The sequence below is a fragment of the Flavobacteriaceae bacterium HL-DH10 genome (assembly GCA_031826515.1).
GTDB classification, from domain to species: Bacteria; Bacteroidota; Bacteroidia; order Flavobacteriales; family Flavobacteriaceae; genus Thalassobellus; species Thalassobellus suaedae.
Genome location: CP134536.1, coordinates 1,372,403 through 1,394,629, shown reverse-complemented (window position 1 = coordinate 1,394,629; position 22,227 = coordinate 1,372,403). Strand labels below are relative to the sequence as shown.

Genomic DNA, 22,227 nt, shown 5'->3' with positions numbered 1-22,227 from the left:
TAGATGGAATTTTTTAAGGACTTTTTCCTTTTTCTTAGGGAAAGAAAAAAATGGTGGCTTGTACCACTAATTATAATATTCTTGCTTTTTGGAATATTAATATTTTTAACCAACGGTTCTGCATTGGCTCCGTTTATTTACTCTTTATTTTAATGAACTGGGAAAAATCACTTGAAACTATAATTGTTTTAGCCTTAGCATCACTTATTGCCAGTTTTTGGTTTGATATAAGTTGGTTTATCTATTTATCTATAAGTTTTTTAATTATAGCACTTATTTCTAGAAGGTTAACAACTTTAATAGCAAAAGGCTGGTTTTCTTTTTCATTTTATTTTGGTGTAGTAATGAACTATATAATCATGTTCATTATATTTTATGTGTTTCTGAGTCCTCTATCCTTTTTTCAACGCTTATTTGGTAGAAATCAAATACTAAAAAAAGAAGAAAATAATTCTCATTTTATTAAGAGAAATCATTTGTATACCGATAAAGACATTAAAAATCCATGGTAGGTTTTAATTCATTCTTTCAGTTATATCTTTAAGCATCTTATTTAGTTCTTCATCATTTATGCCTTGCTTCTGTGCTTTTAAAAGAGTTTTTTGTGCCAAATCTATCTTATTTAATGCAATGTAAACTTCACTTAACTGTTTTGCAGATGTACTTGTTTTGTCTAACTGATTATATTTAATAAAATAATAAACAGCGCGTTCTGGATCTTCCATTTTTAAACACATTGTGCCAGCTTCAAGATATCCATCTGCTTGTTCTGGATATTCAAAAATTAAAGATTGCGCAACACGAAGTGCTTTATTATATGCTTTTGTACGCTCATAAGTGCCAAAAGCTTCAATCATTACATTTTTCCACTGCGGTTGGTTCATATAAATAGTCATGGCTTTTTTTTCTTCGTAAGTTGGGTTTGTAATTGCATAATAAGATGACCTTGGAAGTCTACCAGACATATTCATAACATAAGGCCAAGACCTTTTCAAATCAGCTATAATAAGTTTTCCTTTAATAGAGTCAATATCTGTTGTAGGTATATCTTGGAAAGCTTCGTTATACGTCATGTAATTATCCCAGTTTTTTAAAACATCTAATTCTTTTATTTTATTATAAAAAGCATCTGCCATAATAAAATAGCCTTCTATATTTGGGTGTAAGTGTTCTGTGAGCAACTCATTTCCTATAGTGCCATCAGGTGAATGAGATAAAAAAGTAGCTTTCATATCTATTAAGGAGTAACTATACTTTTCAGCTAAATTAACGATAACGTCATTTATTTTTTCTGGAGCCCGAAATCTAAGATAATCTAGTTCTTTAGCTAAGTGTAAGTATTTTTTAGCTGAATCTTGATTTTTTTTAACATAATATGTGCCTAGTTTATAGGCTGCTAATGCGTTATTCTGTGCTACTTTATTTGCTTCAATATTGTTTGTTTTTAAATTTTTTAAAAACATTTTTTTGTTATTTATACTATCACTTTTAAATGGTTTTATATCTTTTTCGTTGGATACTATGGTAGATAAAATAACAGGAATATTATTTTTTTTGTATTTATTTAATATTTTTTCCAAGTTATCTTTAAATTGATTTATTCCTGCTTGATAAACTTCCGAATTATAAGGTATGCGCTGTTCTCTTGCCATGACCTCCATTAAATTAGTTTCACCAATTTTAGGTGTGTTTTTAGAATGACTAAATATTTTAGAATAGCTATTGTCTAGTAGTTGAAAAAAGCGGAATTTTTTAAGAAAAAGATAGGATCTAACGATTATTGGGTGGCTACCAATAGAACTAGATGATCCCACTCCTAATGCTCCATAATATTCATTATGTCCTGCATAAATGAGTACTAAATCTGGTTTTTGTTCTATGATTTCATTAGTTAAATCTACTAAAGTATAAGAGTTAACAGCAGTTATACCTGTATTTATTATTTCAATATTTTTATTTGGAAACGTTTGAGATAATCTATGCTTCAACATACGTGGAAATGAGCCGCCATGATAAAAAGGAAAGCCTACAACAGTAGAAGCTCCTTGCACAAAAATTCTAAATGTACTATCTGTTTTCGTTTTAAGAAATAAGTCGGATTGATTATCAGATTTAAAACCTTCGTTCTTGAAATATTTTTTAGACACATCAGAATTCATTACTAAGTATTCTGGTCTATCTTTAACTTTTAGTGTTTTGAAAAGCTGGTAGTTTTCACCATATCCGCTTGCTCTTAATATTAGTTCTATAAATAATATCAATAAAAAAGGAAGTGAAATGCTAATAATTTTAAATGCAGTCTTCTTTTTCAAAATGATTTTTTTAACTGGTTACTAATTGTTTTGTGTTTTTAGTAAGGTATTCTTTTATTTGAAGGAATACAGATGGAAATTAATGCTTATTAGCAAAAATATAAAATAAACCCCTAAAAAAAGCAATCGGTTGCTTTGAATGTTTTTATCTAATCATTATATGGTACAGGAATATGTTTAATAAAAAAATAGTTATTAGCTTATAGAATCAATATGCTGTTTAGCTGCTTCAACAACCTTTTTAGAATTTCCAATGAAAATTGTATCATCAACTAAAATAACTGGACGACTTAAAAAAGTATAATGCTCTAAAATGTAATGTTTAAAATCACGCTCACTAAGTTCTTGGTTTTTTAAGTCCATTTCTTTATAAAGTTTAGAGCGTTTACTAAAAAGAGCTTCATAACTACCAGCAAGACTTTCCATGTGTTCTAATTGTTTAACAGTGATGCTTTCAGTTTTTATATCTTGTAAAATATAGTCGGAAGAAAGATTTAATTCCTTTAAAATTCTATTACAAGTGCTACATGTTTTTAGGTAGTATACTTTTTTCATGTGTTTATATTTATTGTTTTTTATCGATTACATGTAACATTCATTTAATCATTTCCTTTGGTATCGAAAAATTAGTTATGAATGTTTCATAATTAATTACATTTTGTCATTTCCTAGCAGATGTAAATCTTTATAATTTTACAACAAAATAAAAAGAATTATTACATTTAAAAGTATATTTATCAAAAATTTAAAAACATGCAATTTACTTTCGACGTATTATCTAACATTCGCGTTTTTTCAAAGAAATATCTTGAAAATAATTCTTTAGAAGATTTAAATAAAATTCCTGAAGGGTTTAATAATAATATCATTTGGAATATTGGACATATAGTAGTGACACAACAGTTATTAGCCTATAAATTATCAGGATTGCCAATGGCTGTAAGTGATGATTTAATAAATAAATATAGAAAAGATTCTAAGCCAGAAGCATTTGTTTCTCAGGCAGAAGTTGATGAAATTAAAGCATTATTATTTAGCTCTGTTGAACAATTAGTAGATGATTACAAAAGTGGTGTTTTTAAAAATTACCAAGAGTATACCGTTTCTACAACAGGCAATACATTAAAAAATATTGATGATGCTTTGCAATTTATATTGTTTCATGAAGGTATGCATTTGGGCTATGTTTTAGCTTTAATAAGAGCCGTTAAAAACTAAAATATCGCTTATATTTTCGAAAGGGATAGTAAATTCTATAATACCTGACGCGTAAGGCGCAATTTCATAGGTGTTATAAAGCAAAACAATACCATCTTCGTTATAGGCTATGTTTTGGGGTAATTCAAAGCTTTCAGAATCAAATAAATAATCGTTATCTTTAATAGTTTCATTAAAATAAGTTTTTGCTATTTTTTTGAAAGTATCCATATTTTTAAATAGATTTTCATTTGGAATTAGATGTCCTGTTTCACTATTAAAATTCAAAAAAGAGATATTTAAATTACCATGAGCACCACCCGTATTTATATACGTGGTTATAGCTATACATATAATTTCAGGCGATTGGTGTAGTATTTCGCCATCTATTTGGGCTTCCCATATTTGAGTACTTTCAGGGAAGTTGGTTTTAAATGACTGATATTCTTTGTTAAAGGAAATAATACTTTCTTCAGTTGAAATGGATGGAATACTATCGGCTTCTCCAATATGTAAAGCAGTTGCAACTGCTTTGTTTATTTCAGAATTTATATTAGTAATAATCGTTTCATTACCGTAAGCCTGAGGAATATTAATAGCAACAATGTCATTGTTTTTTGTTGAAATGGTTACGTCTGAAAATGTTGTTTTTATAGCTTCTTTACAATTTAAAAGAAAGAGTAAACAGCAAAAAGCAAAAAGGAAATTTTTATTAATCATAGTAATTTTATTAACTAATCTTAAAGGTAATTATTGCATCTGAATACACCGAAATAAAACGAGTTGAATTTGTTAATATTTGTGTCAAGAAGAGAAAAAAGCAGGATAATGAGGCTAAAGGGATAAATTAATCTAAATAATAGATATAGCCAACATTAAGCCAGACCAACCAATCATTTTTTCTATCATAATTTCTCCAATTGTGATCTAGTCCATCAATCCAGTCACTATAATAATATTGCCATCTTAAATCTAACATTAGATCAGTTAGTACAGTAAGCTTATAACGAAAACCAACACTTGCAACTGTAGACCAGGTACTTCCTCCATTAACATCAATTGGATATGGATCGACCCCTGGAGTATAATTATTAAACCAATAACTATAAATGTTTGATGAATCAAATACATCTCCATAAGCGTTAGGGTTTGGGTTATTAAAAGTTGTACTTGCTTGAGGACTAAAAGAAGTATGATGAATACCCAAACTTATAAAAGGAGCAATTTTATAGGCAAATGCTTGAAAGGAGCGAATACTTAATGGAAAAAACTCTATTTGCGTACCAATATCAAAGTTACTAGCAACTCCCTCATGAGCTCGAAGTTGATCTGCTTGTACGCTAATTTTATCTGGTAACACCCAAAAACCATGATGATCAAGGTTTGTTCTGTTGTATGATATTTCGTTTCGTAATTTAAAGTGGTCATTAAAGTAGGTGTCGGTCGTATAACAATTACAATCTGCTCTGTAAGCAAAATTAATATAATGAATAATTCCAACTCCATATCCCGAATTACCAAAGTTGGTTGCAGCTTCATTACGACTTCCAAAATCTGAACGAAACTGTACAGGTCCAGCAATAACCCCTATTTCATGAGAAAAACCTAATTGAGCATTTACAGCTTGAGAGATAATAAGTATGCAAAAAGATAAAGCTAAATGTTTCAATTTAAGCATAATAAGGTTTTGTTTATTGAGGCACAAATACTAACAAATATATAAAAAGTCGATTAACAAACAAATGCTTGTAAATTTACCTAAAGAGTTTGAGAAATTTTATTGCGAATATCAAAAAAAAAGAATGTAATTTTTAAAGATATCGTATATTTGTGTCTATAAATTACATTTTTAATATATTATTAATACAAATAAGATTAAATGAAAAACATAATTGATTCGTTTTTAGATCTTGTAAAAGAACGTAATGGTCAAGAACCAGAGTTTTTACAAGCTGTAGAGGAAGTTGCTGAGACAGTTATTCCTTATATAGTTCAAAATGACATTTATCATGGTAAAAACATTCTATTGAGAATGGTTGAGCCAGAGCGTGTTATTACATTTAGGGTTTGTTGGGTTGATGATTCGGGTGAAATACAAGTGAATAGAGGGTATAGGATTCAAATGAATTCAGCTATAGGACCTTACAAGGGCGGTTTGCGTTTTCATCCTACTGTAAACATGAGTATTTTAAAGTTTTTAGCATTTGAGCAAGTGTTTAAAAATAGTCTTACAACTTTACCTATGGGAGGTGGTAAAGGAGGTAGTGATTTTGATCCTAAAGGAAAAAGTGATGGTGAGATTATGAGATTTTGTCATGCATTTATGGGAGAGTTATTTAGACATATAGGGCATAATACAGATGTACCAGCAGGAGATATTGGTGTAGGAGCAAGAGAAATAGGATATCTTTTTGGTATGTATAAAAAGATAAGTAATGGTTTTACTGGTGTTTTAACAGGAAAAGGTATGTCTTGGGGCGGATCATTAATTAGACCAGAAGCTACAGGTTATGGCAATGTATACTTTGCACAAAAAATGCTTGAAACTAAAAATAACGATATTAAAGGTAAAAATGTTGTTATATCTGGTTCGGGGAATGTAGCACAATATGCAGCAGAAAAAACAATACAGTTAGGAGGTAAAGTTTTAACATTGTCAGACTCTTCGGGATATATTTATGATGAAGCAGGTATAGATGCAGAAAAGTTAGCTTTTGTTATGGAGTTGAAAAATGTAAAACGCGGACGAATAAGTAAGTATTTAGAATTGTATCCAAATGCTATATTTGTAAAAGGAGAAACCCCTTGGAGTGTAAAATGTGATGTAGCTTTACCATGTGCAACGCAAAATGAACTTAATGAAAATGATGCTAAAACACTTTTAAAAAATGGTTGTATTTGTGTAAGTGAGGGAGCAAATATGCCTTCAACTAAAGAAGCTATCGCTGTATTTCATAAAGCAAAAATATTATTTGCTCCTGGAAAAGCTTCAAATGCTGGTGGCGTAGCAACATCTGGTTTAGAAATGACACAGAATTCATTACGATTTAAATGGACTAGAGAAGAAGTCGATAATAAATTAAAAGATATCATGTCAGACATCCATAAATCGTGTATTGAATATGGAAAAGATGACGATGGTTATATCGATTATGTAAAAGGTGCTAATATTGCTGGTTTTGTAAAAGTAGCTGATGCTATGTTAGCTCAAGGTGTTGTATAGAGATATAAGATTAATTAAAATTAAAAGCATTCTAGTTTATTAGGATGCTTTTTGCTTTAAAATATATTATTTTGAAGTAAAACTCGTTAGATATAAATATATTTGAATATTAAAATCATTTATGTTTAAAAGACTATTTATTTTTTTTATTTTTTTATTTCCATTATCACAATTTGCTCAAGATTTTTCGACACTTTGGGAAGGATATTTTTCGTATTATAACATTAAAGATGTTGTAAAAGGAAATAATAAGATATATGCTGCTTCAGAAAATGCTATTTTTAGTTTAGATATACAAACAAATAACATTGAAGAACTCACAACTATTAATGGTTTGTCTGGTGAAACTATTTCTACTATATATTACAGTGAGGTATATGAGTTACTAATTATTGGTTATGAAAACGGACTTATAGAAATAGCTTTTGATAATGACGATAATATTTTAACCTTAGTTGATATTATTAATAAGCCGACTATAGTAGGAACAGATAAAAGAATAAATCATTTTAATGCCTACGAAAATGTAGTATATGTATCTACAAATTATGGAATTTCGGTTTTTAATTTAGAACGTTTAGAGTTTGGAGACACTTATTTTATCGGCAATGGTGGATCTCAAATACAAGTGAATCAAACAGCTATTCATAATGGAAATATTTATGCGGCTTGTATGGGTGGTAATGGTTTAAGAAAGGCATTAATTTCAAATCCTAATTTAATAGACTATCAAAATTGGCAAACTGTTACATCTGGAGATTTTTTAGCTATTGAAGCCTCAGCAAATAAGTTGTATGCAGTAAGAACTAATAAAAGGATTTATGAAGTTGTAAATGATGCTTTAACGGAATTGTTTTTATATTCTGAAGCGCCTGTTGAATTACAATCTGTCAATGATAATTTAATCGTTACAACTAAGAACACTATTTTTATTTATGATGCCAGTTTCAATTTGCTTTCTCAAGCATTAGTAGATACTTCTACTTTTAATACACAGTTTAATACAGCATCAATAGATTCAGAATATATTTATATAGGTACTAAAGATTTTGGAGTATTAAAAACACTAATTTCAAGTCCTGTTTCTTATGAAGAAATTCATCCCGAAGGGCCTTTGTTAAATGTTCCTTTTTCTATTGAAGCAGAACCAGATGGGTTGTGGGTGACTTTTGGTGAGTATAATTTGTATTATAATCCTTACCCATTAAATAGTAGAGGTTTTAGTCACTTAAAAGATGATGTTTGGATAAATAACCCATATAGTGACGTTTTAGAAGCAAAATGTTTAAATAAAATAGCTATAAATCCATTGAATACGAGTCAAGTATATATAAGCTCTTTTTTTAGTGGTTTATTAGAGATAAATGAAGATGTTCCTACGTTATTGTACAATGAAACGAATAGTGGTCTAGAATCATTAAATTTGCCTGACAATCCCAATTATATAGATGTTAGGGTCGGTGCTTCAGCATTTGATAGAAACGGATTATTATGGACCGTTACAAGTCTTATTAATAAGCCTTTAAAATCTTTTAATCCAAATAATAACCAATGGAATTCATATAGTTTTACAAGTGTTATACCTGAAGAATATGGGAGTAATTTAGGTTTTGGAGACCTTGTTATTGGTAGTGATGAAACAAAGTGGTTAGCAAGTTATAAATTTGGGGTCATTGGATTTAATGAAACGCGAGGAAAAGTATTGATAAAAGATATTTATAAAGAAGATGAAAATATGCCTAGCAAGTTTGTAACGGCATTGGCATTAGATAAAAGAAATCAGTTATGGATAGGTACTTTTAAAGGGTTACGTGTATTATATAATACGTCTAATTTTTTTGAAGATAATAATGTAGAAGTCGATGAAATTATTATAGAAGAAGACGGTATTGCTAAAGAGTTACTTTTTGAACAATTTATTACAGATATAGAGGTAGATGGTTCTAATAATAAATGGATCGCTACAGCAGATTCGGGCATATTTTATTTTTCATCAGATGGACAAAAAACCATATTTCATTTTACTAAGGATAATTCTCCTTTGCCTTCAAATGAAATAAAAGATGTGTCTATAGATAGTACGAATGGAATCGTTTATATAGCTACGAGTCGTGGATTGGTTTCTTTTAGCGCTGGTGGTTCAAGTACTTTTGAAGATTTGCAAGAAGCTTATGCATATCCTAATCCTGTGAGACCTACTTTTAATATTGTTGAAGAAAAAGTAAAAATTAAAGATATTTCAGAAAATGTAAATATTAAAATTACTGATATTGAAGGTAATTTAGTGGCTGAAGCACAATCTAGAATAAACCAGAGATACCGAGGTTATAATCTTGAAATAGATGGAGGGACAGCATTTTGGAATGGTAAAAATCTTGCTAATAATGTCGTAGCTTCAGGAGTGTATTTAGTTATGTTATCTGATTTAGATACGTTTGAAACCAAGGTTTTAAAACTAATGGTTGTTAGATAATGTTAATAACCACCAATGCAATAGTATTATCTAAACTAAAATATAGAGATAACGACCTTATTGTAAAATGTTATACACAACAATTAGGGCTTGTTAGTATCATTTTAAGAGGCATTTTTAAAAGTAAACGCGGACAATCAAAAAGTGCATATTATCAACCACTATCTCAATTACAATTAGTTATAGATTATAAAAATAATAGGTCTTTGCAATCTGTAAAAGAAACAAAGCTAAATCATCTATACACGAGTTTACATACTAATGTTTTAAAAGGTTCTATTGTTATGTTTTTAGCTGAGGTATTATCAAATGCTTTAAAAGAAGAAGAGCAAAATGAGATACTTTTTAGTTATATAGAAACTACTTTACAATGGCTTGATGCCCATTCAGAATATTCAAATTTCCATTTACTTTTTTTGCTTAACCTTACTAAATACTTGGGGTTTTATCCAGATTTAAAAAACATAGAATTCAATTATTTTAATTTAAGTGATGGTAAATTTGAAAAACAAGAACAAAGTAAATATTCTATAAAGGGAGAAAATCTTAGTTTACTAAAACAGCTTTTGGGCACAACATTTGATACCTTATCTTTAGTTAAAGTAAATGGTAAACAAAGACAGTCGTTTTTAAATATGATTTTGCTTTATTTTGAATTACATTTGGGGAGTTTTAGAACGTCAAAATCTCTACAAGTATTTAATCAAGTTTTTAGTTAAACATGAAGTTGTTTTTTCTTTTTTGTTTCTTTTTTGTTGCTATAACAGCACAGACTCAAAATATTAAGGTGCTTAGTAAAGACACAAACGAACCCATTATTGGCGTTGCTATATATAATATAGATAAAACAAAAAGTGTAATTACTAACTTTTTGGGTGAGGCTAATTTAGATGAGTTTTCAAATTCAGAAATTATATATTTCAAACATCTTTCACACATATTAAGAAGAATTGTAAAAACCGAATTGAGACCTTTAAATCGAGTGTATTTAAATTCTAACACTCAAGGACTCGAAGAAATTGTTATTTCGGCTTCAAAGTTTGAACAAAGCAAAAAAGATATTCCTCAAAAAATAGTGAGTATAACACCAGAAAGTATTCAGTTTTCAAATCCACAAACAAGTGCCGATTTGTTAGAGAATACAGGGCAAGTTTATATTCAGAAAAGTCAGTTAGGAGGTGGAAGTCCCATGATTCGTGGGTTTTCAACCAACAGATTATTAATTACGGTTGATGGTGTTAGAATGAACAATGCCATATTTAGAGGGGGTAATTTGCAAAATGTTATAGCTATCGATCCTTTTTCAATTCAAACCACCGAAGTTACTTTGGGTTCTGGATCTGTTATTTATGGGAGTGATGCTATTGGAGGTGTTATGAGTTTTTATACTCAAAAACCAAGATTGTCTTATGCAGATTCGTTATTGCTTAAATCAAATATCATTGTAAGATACGCAACTGCAAGTGATGAAAAAACCGGACATTTCGATTTTAATTTAGGATATAAAAAATGGGCATTTGTAACTAATGCGAGTTATACGAGTTTTGGCGATTTAAAAATGGGTAAATATGGACCTGATGAATATTTAAGACCAGAATTTGTTTTGACGACCAATGCAGGAGATGTTATTATAAAAAATAGCAACCCTTTTGTTCAACGAGAATCGGGTTATAATCAACTTAATATGATGCAAAAGGTACGATATGAACCTTCTGAAAATTTAAGCTTTAATTTAGGGTTATTTTACACGACAACTTCAAATACGCCAAGATACGATCGTTTAATTCGTTATAAAAAAGGCTTGTTACGATCGGCAGAATGGAGCTACGGACCACAAAAATGGTTTATGTCTAATTTACAGGTTACTAAATTAAGTAGTAACTCAAATTTATACGATAAGATTAAAGCAACTTTAGCCTATCAAAATTTTCAAGAGAGTAGGATGGATCGTGATTTTCAATCCGAAATCAGAAGTGTTCGAGAAGAAGCTGTTGATGCTTATTCTTTTAATTTAGATTTTGAAAAAACTCTAAGTTATAAAACACAATTCTTTTATGGTCTAGAATATGTTTATAATAAAATTATGTCTCATGGTGAAGAAGAAAATATTTCTACGAATCTAATATCTCCAACAGTTTCTAGGTATCCCAATGGTGCAAGTTGGCAATCGGCAGCTGTTTATACAAGTCTTAAATACAAACCAAATCCTAAATTTATATTTCAGTCTGGTTTACGCTTTAATCATGTAGTTTCTAAAGCTAATTTTCAAGCAAATAATGTGTATTTAAACTTACCTTTTGAGTCTTCAAAAAATGAAGCTGGAGCCCTTACTGGAACTGCGGGCTTAAGTTGGTCGCCAAATAATATAATGCAATGGAAATTAAATGCATCGTCTGCTTTTAGAGCGCCAAATATTGATGATATAGGAAAGGTGTTCGATTCGGAACCAGGCTCGGTAGTTGTGCCCAATGAAACATTAAGACCCGAGTATGCTTATGGTGGCGAGTTAGGTTTAAAATTGAATTTTAGTCAGAAACTTATTCTAGATATGAGTACATATTATACCTATTTAGATAATGCTTTAGTGCGAAGAGATTATAATTTAAATGGCAACACAGAAATTATTTATGATGGCGAATTAAGTAATGTACAAGCCATGCAAAACGCTTCAAAAGCATGGATTTACGGGTTTGAAGTCGGGTTGAAAATGCCTATTACAAATAAATTAAAATTAACATCACAGTATAGTATTATTGGAGGAACCGAAGAAAATGATGGTATAGAAGTGCCTATAAGACATGTGGCGCCTTATTTTGGAAATACCCATGTAATTTGGACTAATAAAAGCTTAAAGTTTGATTTTTTTCTAAATTATAATAACGAATTATCTTTTAATCAATTGGCACCTTCTGAAATAGAAAAAGATTATATCTATGCATTAGATTCTAACGGAAACCCATACAGTCCATCTTGGTATACATTTAATTTAAGAAGCCAATATCAATTAACTAATTCTACAACACTAACTGCTAGTTTAGAAAATATAAGCAATCAACGTTATAAAACGTATTCATCAGGTATTGCAGCAGCAGGAAGAAACTTTATTTTGTCTCTAAAATATAGTTTATAACGTGATTGCGAGAAAGTATGATTAAGAATCTGTTAATTGCTATAAAGATGGCTTTATGAGATTTTTAATTTTCCTATAGATAAGTTAGTTTTTAATACTTTTTTTAGTAATAATAATACCGTTAGACAATTCAACTTTAGCAATATAAACTGCATTGTTTAAGTTATAAAATTTGTAAATTTCAGTACGACTATTACCTTTTAAATTATAAAGTTCTCTGCCTAACAAGTCAAAAACACGAACTGATTTAATACTTAAGTTATTTGAAGTGCTAAACTGAATAGTGTCATTATCTAACTGAATAATTTTTAGTGATTTAGTACCTAATAAGTTATCTTCTATAGCTAAAGCTTTAGCAGTAAAGCTAATTTTAAAACGATTGTTAAACGTTCCAACTTCCGATGTAAAGTTATAATCAGATGTAGATAAGTTATGAGTTGTACCTGTTAAAGTATCATTTAAATAAATAGTATTACAATGTAAAAAGTTGCCTTCTAATTTAGAAACAGATAATTTGTAAATAGTTGGTACGTCAATACTGGTATCAAACCCTAATGAAATCACTTCATCTTTTGTTAGACTATTTTCAGCTTTTCCTTGAATAGCAAATATTTTATCAGACCCTTCAATGGTGGAGTATAGAATAGCAGATGTTCCTGAAGCCGTATTTTTTATAGCATCAAAATATGAGCCATCGTCACTATTGGTTGCTCCTTTTAAATAACCTATAAGTGTCTGGTTAAACACCCCATTATTAGAGGTTAAATTAATCCAAAGTTTATTAATGGCAGATGTAGAGGTTTTAGATTTAGTGTTTGAATTTTTGAAAAACTGACTATTATCTGTCGTTCCTTTTACGCGCATGGCATTATTAAAAACAACTGTGCCTTGTGAAATAGTATGACCATCTCCATTAACACTTGTTGAAACAGGTGTAGCAGTATTTAACATAGCGATAAAAAACCCTTGACCTGAAGGTATAAATCTATTTGGTGTTAATCCATCACCTCCCGCATTACTACCAGTTCCATTAATAATGGCATAATCAGAGGCTGAAAAATTAAATTTTTCATTACCATTTGCCGTTGCTGAAGGCGCCGTGTTTTGAGACCATAAATAGATAGCGCCATCTGTATAACCGGTTCCACTATAACTAGTACCCGTAATGTCTTGAGCAACACTAGAATTGGCTGCTAAAAATAAATTAGCATCAATAGCAGAAGGATATGGGTTTCCTATTAAATTCCAATTGCTATCATTACTTTCATAGTCATTTCTGTATATAGGAGTTGTAATAACACCATTGTTAAAAGCTCCATCAAAAATATATTCAAAATTATATGGTGGAGTACTCATTGGTGGACCAGTAAAAAATGTCTTAGAGTGTGTAGCAGCATATCCAATGCCGGCCTGCATTACAGTGCTTCCTGTAACCCATTGCCAATCATTACCATCATCATCTATATCGTCTTGTCCAGCAATAGTCGTATTGTCGTTTTCAGTTTCAGCTGTAGAATCTAAGAAGTTTTGTGCATTAAATTTAAAGCGTCTTGAAGTTTCAGATTCAAATAATCCTTGGCTAATAGTTTCTCCAGAAACAGGGGAACTCCAATAGGTGTATTCATACCAAGCATTTAAAGGTGCCGTTTCCTTTATTACAGATATTGAACCATTATTTGTTACGTTACTAGAATCATCATTTTGAATAAAAGCCCCATAAGGCTGAACCGTAATAACACCTCCTGAATCAACAGTTAAATCATTTTGAACTTCAACATAATCATTATCTGCGATGTTTAATGTAGCTCCATTTTCAACTTTAAGAGCACAGGCGCTAAAGCTCACTTCATTTCCTCCGTTTGTCGTATTATAATTAGAAGTAATTATAACTTGTGTTGTTACATCTGGCGTTCCACTCCATATTGTTCCATCCCATGTTACTGTGCCACCAGAGCATGATGCACAAGAGTAGTAGCAACCTCCTGTTGTTAATGGACTATCGTCTAAAATCCAATTTCCAAAAGTTGATACTGCACCTAAAACCAAAGATGTATCGGAAGTCGTTGAACAGTCATAAACGGCATTGTCAATTTGTCCTAAATTAATAGCATTAATACCATCTGTAAGTCCAGTTGGAAGGGCAGAATCATTTGTGCTTGTGGCATCAGTCCAACCTGCTCCATCAAAATTGACTGCGTAAATAAACGTCGGAGATATATCTGTACCTTGGTAAGCTAAAATTTGATCTCCACTAATAGTATTTAGTGCAAAACCTAAGGATGTTTCAGTTACTGTTCCACTAGTTGCGGAGTAAGTATTGGGAGATATGGAGTTTGTATCAATAATAATTATTTCAGTGCCACAAACTAAATCGGAAGTTGCAGACCAAGATATAACGCCTTCAGAAGTTGCAGTTCTAAATCCACCTGAATTTAACCATCCATTATCTGTAAAATGAATAGTGGTTGTGTTAAGTACATCTGTTAATAATACAAAAGAAATTTGGTCTGGGTCATCGGAATTAAAACCAGTTATAGCAATATCTCCAGCAGATAATGAGGTTTGTCCTAACCCAACTCTACAAACTAAAAGCAATATTATTAGTAAAGTAATTTTCCTCATACCATTAAGTTTTTTAATCTAAGGATTTGGCTTTTATAAATTTTATACTAATTATTAATGTATCTATTGTTATTTTTGAAGTGCTATGCAAACCAAAAAAACATATACAGTACAAGAAGCCACTAAAAAATTAGAGCATTATTGTGCGTATCAAGAGCGGTGTCATCAAGAAGTAAGGCAAAAGCTTGAGGGTATGTATATGATACCCGAAGCTATAGATGTTATTATTGTGCACCTAATAAAGCATAACTTTCTAAATGAAGAACGTTTTGCCAAAACATTTGTTCAGGGTAAGTTTAGAATTAAGAGTTGGGGAATCAACCGTTTATCTTTCGAGCTTAAGAAAAAAAACGTATCCAAATGTAATATAAATCTTGCTATTTCAGAAATTGAAAACGAGGAGTATGTCGAAGTTTTCGATGGTTTGGCCGAAAAAAGAGCGAATTTACTTAAAGAAACTAATATTTATAAGAAAAGGAAAAAGTTTATTGATTATTTTTTGTACAGAGGTTGGGAGCCATATTTGGTATACGAAAAAGCTAATGAACTTATAAAATAAAGCATATTTTTTCTTTAAAAAGCGTAACAAAAAAAAGCGGAAAACAATAAAGTTTTCCGCTTTTTTATTATTTAAAACTAGCTTTATAAGCTAAAAGCAGCACCGAAATTAACTGTAAACTGGTTGTATAATTTTTCTGCGGGTGTTAAAATATCTTTGTTATATTTTGCTAATGGTATATTAAGTTCTGTAAAAAGGCCAAAACCATCAGAAAAAAAGTATCGCGCTCCTAAGTGACCACCAAAATTTTTAAGACTTAAATTTAATCCTGGATAAACATCAAAATTTTCATCAAGATTAATGACATTTCCTAAATTAGCATTAAAGCGTCCTTTAATATCAAAACGATCGCCAAAATTGGCATCAATAATTTCATTTACACTTAATGCATAAGTAGATGATATCCCAAATGACATGTTTGGACCAACACCAAAATCATAACTTAAATTAATACCAGTAGCATTATTTTGAAAATTAGCTCCTACTTGAAATTTATTGTCATTATTACCTATAAAAGCTTGAGCATTTATAAGGGTTACACTAAGAATAGTTACTAATAAAATTAATTTTTGCATCATTTGAGTTTAAAATTTAATGAGCAAATATATTACAAGTTTTGCAAAAAAAGTAAGTATTGTTTATAAACCTTTATGGGTATTTATAACAGCTTGCTCGTTTTTCCAATCAATCCATTTCTGTCCTTTAATTCGGCGCATCATGTTATCAAAACTCCGCATAATAACCAAATTATAAACAGCTTTACTAAAGTTTTTCGGATTTCTAGCAATAGCACGTAGACTCATAGAAAAACCTGGAGTTTTATAGCGCATATAATGCCAATAGCCTTCGGGCATATATAAAATTTCACCATGATTTAGTTCTGTTTTATAACCTTTAGCTTTTTTAAGCATGGGCCATTTTTCAAAATCTGGATTGTTAAAATCGATATCTTCACGAGTAATTAGCGAATGCGGAATTTTATATAAAAAATCATTCTGATTTTGGTCAAATAAAATAACCTGCTTTTTACCTTCAAAATGAAAATGAAAAATATTAGCTAAATCAATGTCATAATGCATAAAGGTGTGCGATTCTGTTCCGCCAAAAAACAACATCGGAATCCCTTTCATAAGGCGTAAGCCAAAATCTGGAAACGAAAAATCTTTTTGTAATGCTGGTATTTCCTTAATGGCATTCCATAAAAAAATACGGTATTTAGTGGGTTCAGTTTTCAATAAATCTATATAATTGCCTAGTTTCATTTTGGCATGAGGCTCATTAAAACCATCTTTATAATCTACAGGTCTATCATCATAAAGCGGAATAGTAATGTCTCCGCCTATGGATTTCATATAGTCTAAATTCCATTTGCTATAAGCAGGCCAATGGTCTATTAAACGCTCAATCACCACAGGTTTTTGCGGTTTAAAATAGTGTTTTAAAAAGTCCTCCTTGGTAATGGTTTTTACACGAGGAATATCTTGAAGGTTTAATGACAAGGCACAATAAATTTAGATTTGTAAAGTTAATAAAATGCTACTAAACTTAAATCGGGTTTGGGTGTTACCTTTCAGGTCGGACTTTATTAGTTGATTTCTATTTATTTAATCGTTTTAGCATTTTTTTTTTGCCAATTCATTACGCTCTATAGTATGTTTAGGGCGTGTCCATTTTGGTTTTTCACCTAATGCTTCATATTGAGATTCTGCAGCTTCAACCGTTTTTGGTTGTACTTTTTTAGTAAAAGGTTTTTGCGGATTCAACCCTAACAACTCAAACATTTTTAGGTCTTCATTTACATCAGGGTTTGGAGTTGTTAATAATTTATCTCCCGCAAAAATAGAGTTAGCACCAGCAAAAAAACACATGGCTTGTCCTTCTCTAGACATTTGTGTTCTTCCAGCACTTAAACGTACTTGTGTTTCAGGCATTACAATACGTGTTGTAGCAACCATACGTACCATGTCCCAAATAGAAACGGGTTGTTGGTTTTCTAATGGCGTGCCTTCTACAGCAACCAATGCATTTATAGGAGTCGATTCTGGTTGTGGATTTAATGTAGAAAGAGAAACAAGCATCCCTGCTCTATCTTCAGTACTTTCACCCATACCAATAATGCCACCAGAACAAACCGTTACATTGGTTTTACGCACATTATTAATAGTATCTAGTCTATCTTGATAACCTCGTGTAGAAATGACTTCTTTATAATACTCCTCAGAGGAGTCTAAATTATGATTATATGCATACAGACCAGCTTCGGCTAATCGTTGTGCTTGGTTTTTGGTAATCATGCCTAATGTGCAGCATACCTCCATGTCAAGTTTATTAATGGTTCGCACCATTTCTAACACTTGGTCAAATTCTTCTCCATCTTTTACGTTTCTCCAAGCTGCTCCCATGCACACACGCGAACTTCCGCCAGATTTGGCACGTAATGCCTGTGCTTTTACTTGTTGGACACTCATTAAATCATTTCCTTCAATATTGGTATGATAACGAGCTGCTTGGGGACAATATCCACAATCTTCAGAACATCCTCCTGTTTTAATAGAGACCAAAGTACTTACTTGAACTGTATTTGGATCATGGTGTAAGCGATGCACTGTAGCTGCTTTGTAAAGCAACTCCATTAATGGTTTGTTATAAATATCTAGAATTTCTTCTTTTGTCCAGTTGTGTTTAGTTTCGTTCATGTAAAATTAATTTAACTTTAAAAACCATATTTAGTAGGAGTAGCCATCACTTTACTTTTTAAGTCAGTGTTTTTAAAGATTATAAAAAAAGAAAAAACCAGATTTTCATCTGGTCTTTTTATTAAATCATATTTATTTAAGATTGTATCTCAATCCAAATAATAAATTGCTCGGTGGCATGGGTACAAAACCAGCTTCGATATAATCGGCATTAAAAATATTGCTTGCTGTTAGTGTAAACTCTAATTGTTTTAGGTTTATAGCTAGTGAAGCATCCCATACATTATAACTATCGCCTGTAGTTCGTTCGGCATGTTTATATATAATGTTCTGACTCACATTTTTAAATAATTGCGTGCTTAAACGGGTGGTGAAATGGTGTTTAAGAGTGTTTAATGAGTAACGTGATAATTCTTTGTTTTGCTCTAAAATATCATCTTCTAAAAAATTATATCCAATGGCGAGTGTTTGCTTAAAATTGCTTAGTTTAAAATGATATGCTAAATCAACTTCAAAACCTTTAGTGTTAACATCGGTAATATTTGTGGCTGTATAAATGGTTTCTGTCGTGTTCGGACGAATATAATCAATCAAGTTTTGTGCATCTCTGTTGTATACCGCTAATGACCCTGAAAATTTAGGGGAGAAATATTTAATTCCAATTTCTTGGGCAAAGGCTTCTTCAACTTCTAAATCTGGGTTTCCTGCTGTACTTGGGTCGTTGTAATACAAATCTGTATAAGTTGGTATTCTGTATGTATAACCAATGTTTCCATAGGCTTTTAATTGGTCGCTTATTTTGTAACCCAGATCTATACCAGGAAAGGCATAAAAATCGAAATCTGAAAAATAGGTTACGGCAACTCCAGGCGTAATATCTAATTTATCATTTATTAATTTAAATTCATGCTCTAAAAATAGGGTTGTCATAAATCTGTTGCGATCTCCTAAATTGTTACTTTTTATATAAACTTTAGATAAATCGACACCAAAGCCTGTAATTCCAGCGTTAGATCTGTAGCTTGCATTAACTTCTGCACCCATTTTGTTGGTAATGTGTAAGTTTCTGTAAACCGTTGGGTCGTTTCTTAAGTACACATATTTATCTTGATTTCGTTTCCAGTAAACACGAGGAGTCATTGTTAGTCTTTCAGTTTTGAACTCTGTAGAAAAACTAATCAAACTATTTTGAGTTTCTTCATATTGTTCAGTAGCACTTGCTCTGGCATAAAATCCGTTTGCGCCAAATTTTCGCTCTTGGAACGTAGTAATCATTTCAATGGCTTTTTTGTTCTTATTAAAAACACTTTTTACAAAATAGTTGCTGTTATCGTAATCGGTGTTATGGCGATACCCTGCAGAAGACATTTTATCTATATGTACAATGTGTGATGAGTTCTCCAAGTCTGCCCCAACAGTTACACCACCATTAAATTGTCCAAAAGAACCAGTTTCTGTTTTAATGGAAACCGAATTTTTCAATTCTTTTTTAGTGACAATATTTATAGCGCCATTAAAAGCATTTTGCCCAAACACTCGTGCTGCAGGACCTTTTATGATTTCAATACGTTCAATAACCTCTATAGGTAAAGCGGCATTCATGGTGTGATGTCCTGTTTGTGCATCGTCCATTTTTATACCATCTATAAGTAGTAAGGTTTGATCGAAACCTCCTCCACGAATGTATAAATCGGCTTGACTTCCGGCTGTACCACGTCGTCTAATATCTAAACCAGCTACTTGCTGTAATAAATCGGCTATATTATTGGCAGCACTATTTTTAATATCTTCTGAAGAAATTATAGAAATGGTTCTAGAGTTTTCTTTAAAAGGTAAATCTATTCGTGTGGAATTGATTATTACTTCTCCAAGAGCAGTTGTGTCTCGTTGTTTAATAGGTTCATTTTGAGCATTTCCGATAATAGAAACTAGTATAGCTATAGCTAAAAAATAATTGTTTTTCATAACAAGTAATTCAATGTGTTTTTTACGCTGCAAAATTCGTAACTTTCTGGACTAGTTAAGTAGTCCAGTTTTAAAATAATGAATAGTCCGGTTTGTAAACTTTTAGAGCAATTAATTCATCTTGAAAAATCGAATGCAACGCCTGTATATATTCAAGCGTCGCAACAAATTATTAATGCGATTCAACGTGGCTATTTAACCGAAGGCACTTGGTTACCTGGAACTCGTACTTTTGGTGAGTTATTTAATCTCAACAGAAATACGGTTGTTGCTGTTTATGATGAATTAGCGTCCCAAGGTTGGGTGGAGATTATACCAAATAAAGGTACTTGTATCTTAGTTCCAGAACAGAAAACGGCAGCTATTAAAGCGACGTCGCAACATATTGATCAAGTTAATGAGTATTCCAAAACAACAGGTTTTCCTTTTCAGCCTTCTTTTAATTTGGCTCCTACGGAAGAACAAAATAAAAAAAAGTACAGTATTAATGATGGGCAACCCGATTTAAGATTACACCCTACACATCAATTTTCTAAATGGTATAGTGCCTCCATGAAGCGAAAAACGTTAATTTCAAAATGGAATCAAACAGCACTACCTTCTCATTCTGCTTTCGAAATTCAATTATGTAATTATTTAAATGCTACGCGCGGATTTCATATTAAGTCTCATAATTTAATGAGTACACGAAGTATAGAAATGAGTTTATATATTGTTTCTCAATTATTATTAAAACCCAATGATACTGTTTTGGTTGGCGATTTAAGTAATTATGCTGCCAATATGATTTTTCAGCAATCTGGTGCCAATATTAAAACCATTCCCATAGACGACGATGGGATAGATGTAGACTATATTAGGAAACATTTTATAAAAAATGCTATAAGGTGTATTTATGTATGTGCGCATAGACATTACCCAACTACGAGAGCGCTTAGTGCCGAACGTCGTTTACAATTAATGCAACTTGCTAAAGACTATCAGTTTGCTATTATTGAAGACGATTTCGATTACGATTTTCAGTTTGATGGTTCTGCTATGTTACCTATGGCGAGTTCTGATGCTAATGGTGTTATTATTTATTTAGGAAAACTGGGACAATCTTTATTTCCAAGTTTCCAGACCGGATTTGTAATAGCTCCAGAAAATTTAATTTCAGAGGCTAAAAACTATTTACAAATATTAGATAGGCAAGGAGATTTAATTCAAGAACAAATGTTGTCTGAACTTATTTATGAAGGTGAAATACACCGATTAATTAAGAAAAACATCATCATTTATAAACAAAGGCGTGATTTTTTATGTGAATGTCTCACCAAAAATTTTAAGAAAGGGGTTTATTGGGGAAAACCTTCAGGAGGCTTAGCGTTATGGTTACGTTTTGAACCAAAAATATCCTTAGTTAAGTTAGCAGCACAAGCTCAGAAGCATGATTTATTTCTTCCAAAAACCATTCTTTACCAAGATAAAAGCACCTGTTGTATCCGTTTCGGGTTTGGTGATTTAAATGAAGAGGAAATTGAAACAGTTGTTAAAAAGCTAAAAGAAGCTTATAGTTTGATGTCAAATTCATGATTACAAACGTCGCATCTGTATTTGTCTTTAGCGTAAAAAGGTAATGTTCCAAAGAGGAAACCAATTATAAACGAAAAGAATGATTTAAAATCTTTAATTGTAGAAAATAATTGGATTTTGTTGCTATTACAATTAGGGCAATCTAAGGAGTTGCCCTCATCATCTAAAGAATATTTTGAAATATTATTAAGTATATTTTCAGCCTTTAAAGCATCTTTGGTTAATACCTTAAGTTTTACACCACCAATGGCATTACTTACAAGCGGGTCTGTGTCTATGGTAAAGTTGTCGCTTAAAAAAACGTCTATACCTTCAGATTCTAACCGTCCTTTTATAATTTGGGCTTCACTAGAATACTGAAATTTAGCTATGGTTTTAAAAGTATCACTCATATTTACAAATGTAAAAAGAACTTTCGAAGATTTTAAAATTATGTTTTTTCAATAAAAAATTATTGTTTTTCGATAATTATTTA

Annotated in this window: 19 protein-coding genes; 9 read left to right on the top strand and 10 right to left on the bottom strand. The window is 31.1% G+C overall.

Translation table 11 applies throughout. From position 1 onward, the window contains the following. Positions 1–3: 3 nt before the first annotated feature. Together RHP49_06135 and RHP49_06130 are read left to right on the top strand one after the other, a co-directional pair. Positions 4–153 carry a DUF5989 family protein gene (locus tag RHP49_06135; GenBank protein WNH13833.1) on the top strand — a complete coding sequence of 50 codons (150 nt, stop codon included), beginning with the start codon at positions 4–6 and terminating at the stop codon, positions 151–153. Then, complete coding sequence (locus RHP49_06130) at positions 153–512, top strand: SxtJ family membrane protein (GenBank protein WNH13832.1); 360 nt, start codon at positions 153–155, stop codon at positions 510–512. Before RHP49_06135 ends, RHP49_06130 begins: the two co-directional genes overlap by 1 nt. Before the next feature lie 3 nt (positions 513–515). Here the strand turns inward: RHP49_06130 and RHP49_06125 are convergent, their stop codons facing one another. Then, positions 516–2,312 carry a hypothetical protein gene (locus RHP49_06125; GenBank protein WNH13831.1) on the bottom strand — a complete coding sequence of 599 codons (1,797 nt, stop codon included), beginning with the start codon at positions 2,310–2,312 and terminating at the stop codon, positions 516–518. Between the two features lie 195 nt (positions 2,313–2,507). Beyond that, on the bottom strand, positions 2,508–2,867 hold the full coding sequence (locus RHP49_06120; protein ID WNH13830.1) for an ArsC/Spx/MgsR family protein: 360 nt from the start codon (positions 2,865–2,867) through the stop codon (positions 2,508–2,510). A 198-nt stretch (positions 2,868–3,065) separates the two neighbouring features. On the opposite strand from RHP49_06120, the gene RHP49_06115 reads away from it, so the two are divergent. After that, a complete protein-coding gene (locus RHP49_06115) occupies positions 3,066–3,530 on the top strand; it encodes a DinB family protein (protein WNH13829.1) in 465 nt (154 codons plus the stop codon). On the opposite strand, the gene RHP49_06110 is transcribed toward RHP49_06115, so the two are convergent. Further along, positions 3,507–4,229 carry a DUF3298 domain-containing protein gene (locus tag RHP49_06110; protein WNH13828.1) on the bottom strand — a complete coding sequence of 241 codons (723 nt, stop codon included), beginning with the start codon at positions 4,227–4,229 and terminating at the stop codon, positions 3,507–3,509. The genes RHP49_06115 and RHP49_06110 overlap by 24 nt on opposite strands. Positions 4,230–4,356: 127 nt before the next feature. Continuing rightward, the gene (locus RHP49_06105; GenBank protein WNH13827.1) at positions 4,357–5,187 is read right to left on the bottom strand and encodes a glutamate dehydrogenase; all 831 of its coding nucleotides are present in this window, start codon (positions 5,185–5,187) and stop codon (positions 4,357–4,359) included. 201 nt (positions 5,188–5,388) lie between these two features. Between RHP49_06105 and gdhA the strand changes: the two genes are divergently transcribed. From gdhA to RHP49_06085, 4 genes are all read left to right on the top strand, one after another. Beyond that, the gene (gene gdhA, locus RHP49_06100) at positions 5,389–6,732 is read left to right on the top strand and encodes an NADP-specific glutamate dehydrogenase (GenBank protein ID WNH13826.1); all 1,344 of its coding nucleotides are present in this window, start codon (positions 5,389–5,391) and stop codon (positions 6,730–6,732) included. Between the two features lie 121 nt (positions 6,733–6,853). Further along, complete coding sequence (locus RHP49_06095; GenBank protein ID WNH13825.1) at positions 6,854–9,205, top strand: two-component regulator propeller domain-containing protein; 2,352 nt, start codon at positions 6,854–6,856, stop codon at positions 9,203–9,205. Continuing rightward, positions 9,205–9,924: a DNA repair protein RecO gene (recO, locus tag RHP49_06090; GenBank protein ID WNH13824.1), complete on the top strand. Its 720-nt coding sequence runs from the start codon at positions 9,205–9,207 to the stop codon at positions 9,922–9,924. The genes RHP49_06095 and recO overlap by 1 nt, the downstream gene beginning before the upstream one ends. A 2-nt stretch (positions 9,925–9,926) precedes the next feature. Continuing rightward, positions 9,927–12,335, top strand: coding sequence for a TonB-dependent receptor (locus tag RHP49_06085; protein WNH13823.1), 2,409 nt, complete (start codon positions 9,927–9,929; stop codon positions 12,333–12,335). A gap of 84 nt (positions 12,336–12,419) precedes the next feature. Here RHP49_06085 and RHP49_06080 read toward each other — a convergent pair whose 3' ends face one another. Beyond that, entirely contained in the window at positions 12,420–14,957 is a 2,538-nt protein-coding gene (locus RHP49_06080) for a hypothetical protein (GenBank protein ID WNH13822.1), read from the bottom strand. 85 nt (positions 14,958–15,042) lie between these two features. On the opposite strand from RHP49_06080, the gene RHP49_06075 reads away from it, so the two are divergent. Beyond that, positions 15,043–15,516: a RecX family transcriptional regulator gene (locus RHP49_06075; protein ID WNH13821.1), complete on the top strand. Its 474-nt coding sequence runs from the start codon at positions 15,043–15,045 to the stop codon at positions 15,514–15,516. 83 nt (positions 15,517–15,599) lie between these two features. On the opposite strand, the gene RHP49_06070 is transcribed toward RHP49_06075, so the two are convergent. The 4 genes from RHP49_06070 to RHP49_06055 form a co-directional block, all read right to left on the bottom strand. After that, positions 15,600–16,091 carry a hypothetical protein gene (locus tag RHP49_06070; protein WNH13820.1) on the bottom strand — a complete coding sequence of 164 codons (492 nt, stop codon included), beginning with the start codon at positions 16,089–16,091 and terminating at the stop codon, positions 15,600–15,602. A 63-nt stretch (positions 16,092–16,154) separates the two neighbouring features. Further along, positions 16,155–17,015, bottom strand: a complete 861-nt coding sequence (locus tag RHP49_06065) for a cupin-like domain-containing protein (protein WNH13819.1) — start codon at positions 17,013–17,015, stop codon at positions 16,155–16,157. 114 nt (positions 17,016–17,129) lie between these two features. Beyond that, positions 17,130–18,212: a biotin synthase BioB gene (bioB, locus tag RHP49_06060; GenBank protein ID WNH13818.1), complete on the bottom strand. Its 1,083-nt coding sequence runs from the start codon at positions 18,210–18,212 to the stop codon at positions 17,130–17,132. A 132-nt stretch (positions 18,213–18,344) separates the two neighbouring features. Beyond that, positions 18,345–20,177 (bottom strand): TonB-dependent receptor, encoded by a 1,833-nt coding sequence (locus tag RHP49_06055; protein ID WNH13817.1) that lies wholly within the window; start codon positions 20,175–20,177, stop codon positions 18,345–18,347. A 78-nt stretch (positions 20,178–20,255) separates the two neighbouring features. On the opposite strand from RHP49_06055, the gene RHP49_06050 reads away from it, so the two are divergent. Next, positions 20,256–21,752, top strand: a complete 1,497-nt coding sequence (locus RHP49_06050; GenBank protein WNH13816.1) for a PLP-dependent aminotransferase family protein — start codon at positions 20,256–20,258, stop codon at positions 21,750–21,752. On the opposite strand, the gene RHP49_06045 is transcribed toward RHP49_06050, so the two are convergent. After that, positions 21,728–22,144 (bottom strand): DUF2007 domain-containing protein, encoded by a 417-nt coding sequence (locus tag RHP49_06045; protein ID WNH13815.1) that lies wholly within the window; start codon positions 22,142–22,144, stop codon positions 21,728–21,730. The two genes, RHP49_06050 and RHP49_06045, sit on opposite strands and share 25 nt — an antisense overlap. Positions 22,145–22,227: the final 83 nt, after the last annotated feature.